Raw genomic sequence first — 2,414 nt, forward strand, 5'->3', positions numbered from 1 at the left:
GCCGAACGCGATGGCGTCAGCGAGATCGTCTTTGCGCCCGAGCTGGTCGAGCTGGCGAAGACCCGCCCTGAAGTGGCCGAGCAGATGGACGGCCAGACCCGCCTGTTCGCCGCCCGCGCCGAAACCATCACCAACCAGACCAACCAGCTGGCCGAGCGCCGCAGCCAGATCGACTCGCGCATTCGCGGCATCGACGCGCAGGCCAAGGCCCTGACCGTGCAGCTGGAGCTGATCAACAAGGAACTGGCCGACCAGCAAAGCCTGTTGGACAAGGGCCTGGCCCAGGCCACCCGCGTGCTGGCGCTGCAACGCGAATCCGCCCGGCTGGAGGGGCAGGTGGGCGAGCTGATCGCCAACCGCGCGCAGGCCGAGGAAAACATCTCGGAAATCGAGCTGGAGGTGCTGCGCCTCGCCGCTGCCCACCGCGAGGAAGCCAGCACCCAGCTGCGCGACATCGGCAGTCAGGAACTGGAGTTGGCCGAGCGCCGCCGCGCCCTGACCGAACAGGTGGCAAGGCTGGAAATCCGCGCGCCGGTATCGGGCATCGTGCTGGGGCTGCAAGTCACCACGCCCCGCGCCGTGATCCGCCCCGCCGATCCGGTGCTGTATCTGATCCCGCAGGACCGCCCGCTGGTCATCGCCGCGCAGGTCTCGCCCATCCATGTCGACGAGGTCTTCGCCGGGCAAGAGGCCAAGCTGCATTTCTCGGCCTTCTCCTCGCGCACCACGCCCGAGCTGATGGGCCATGTGACCAAGGTATCCGCCGATGCGCTGGTGGATCAGAAAACCCAAGGCTCCTACTACCGGATCGAGATCATCCCCGATCCGGGCGAGTTGACCAAGCTGGGCGGGCAAACCCTGCTGCCCGGCATGCCGGTCGAGGCCTTCATCAAGACCGGCGACCGCACGCCCTTTGCCTATCTGGTGAAACCCTTCACGGATTACTTCAACCGCGCGTTCCGCGAGCAGTAATCGGCCCGCGAACAATAATCGGGCCGCAAACAGCAATGCCCGCAGGGGCCATGATCAAAAGGGGCGGCCTTGCCGCCCCTTTCGCTTGCCGCTAGCGTGGCGCCAAACGAACGAGGAGGTTCTCATGTCCATCGAAGCCCGTCTTGCCGCGCTTGGCGTCACCCTGCCCGAACCGCCGAACCCGGTGGCGAATTATGTGGGTTACGTCATCACCGGCAATCTGGTGCATGTTTCGGGCCAGATCAGCGCCGATGAAAACGGCCCGATCAAGGGCAAGCTGGGCGCCGATCTGAGCGTGGAGCAAGGCACCGAGGCCGCGCGCCGCTGCGCCATCTCGCTGCTGGCGCAGGCGAAAAAGGCCTGTGGCGGGGATCTGTCGCGCGTCACCCGTGTGGTGAAACTGGTGGGCTTCGTGAACTCCACCCCCGATTTCGTCGATCAGCCCAAGGTCATCAACGGCGCCTCCGATTTCATGGTCGAGGTTCTGGGCGATGCCGGCCGCCATGCCCGCGCCGCGGTCTCGGCCCCTTCGCTGCCGCTGGGTGTGGCGGTGGAAATCGACGCGATCTTCGAGATCGCCTGATGCCAGCCCCTGCCCTGCCGCCCGAATTCCTGTCGCATCCTTTGGCCCATCGTGCCCTGCACGACCGCGCCCGGGGCCGCCCGGAAAACAGCCGCGCCGCCATCCGCGCCGCAGTGGCGGCAGGGTATGGGATCGAGATCGACCTTCAGCTTTCCGCCGATGGCGTGGCCATGGTCTTCCATGATGAAGAGCTGAACCGCCTGACCGAAGCGACGGGCTGGGTCAACCAGCGCAGCGCCGCCGAACTGGGCGCCCTGCGCCTGCGCGACGCGGCGGACGGCATCCCGACCCTGACCGAGGTTCTGGCGCTGGTCGCGGGCGCCGTGCCGCTGCTGATCGAGGTGAAGGACCAGACCCTCACCCCCGGCGGCACCATCGGCCCGCTGGAACAGGCCACCGCCACCGCCTTGCAGGGCTATGAAGGCCCGGTGGCGCTTATGTCCTTCAACCCCGACAGCGTGGCCGAACTGGCGCGCCGCGCGCCGCATCTTCCGCGCGGGCTGACCACCGGCGCTTATGATTACGCGGGCTACGCCCCCCTGCCTCCGGCGCTCTGCGACCAGCTGCGCGACATTCCCGATTATGACCGCGTGGGGGCCAGCTTCCTCAGCCACGAGGCCGCCGACCTCGCCCGCCCGCGCGTCGCCGCCCTCAAGGCGCAAGGTGCGCGCATCCTGTGCTGGACGATCAAATCGCCCGAGGCCGAGGCCGCCGCCCGCAAACACGCTGAAAACATCACCTTTGAAGGCTACCTGCCACCAAAACCCTGAAGCCCTGCGGGCAGATGGCTTGACCCATTTCCCCCCTGCCCCAGTTCATCTGTTCAGAAATATCCTCGGGGGGTCCGGGGGGCAGACAG

The 2,414-nt window shown here is 67.1% G+C and carries 3 protein-coding genes; all 3 read left to right on the forward strand.

The window, feature by feature from the left end:
* Positions 1-972: HlyD family type I secretion periplasmic adaptor subunit (locus JNN06_RS11235; RefSeq protein WP_291239682.1), on the forward strand; the 972-nt coding region annotated here is incomplete at its 5' end.
* Positions 973-1,096: 124 nt separating this feature from the next.
* Complete coding sequence (locus JNN06_RS11240; RefSeq protein ID WP_291239683.1) at positions 1,097-1,555, forward strand: RidA family protein; 459 nt, start codon at positions 1,097-1,099, stop codon at positions 1,553-1,555.
* Complete coding sequence (locus tag JNN06_RS11245; protein ID WP_291239684.1) at positions 1,555-2,325, forward strand: glycerophosphodiester phosphodiesterase family protein; 771 nt, start codon at positions 1,555-1,557, stop codon at positions 2,323-2,325. The genes JNN06_RS11240 and JNN06_RS11245 overlap by 1 nt, the downstream gene beginning before the upstream one ends.
* Positions 2,326-2,414 lie beyond the last annotated feature (89 nt).

Origin of the sequence: Gemmobacter sp. (genome assembly GCF_016792925.1) — a bacterium.
Taxonomy (GTDB): domain Bacteria; phylum Pseudomonadota; class Alphaproteobacteria; order Rhodobacterales; family Rhodobacteraceae; genus Gemmobacter.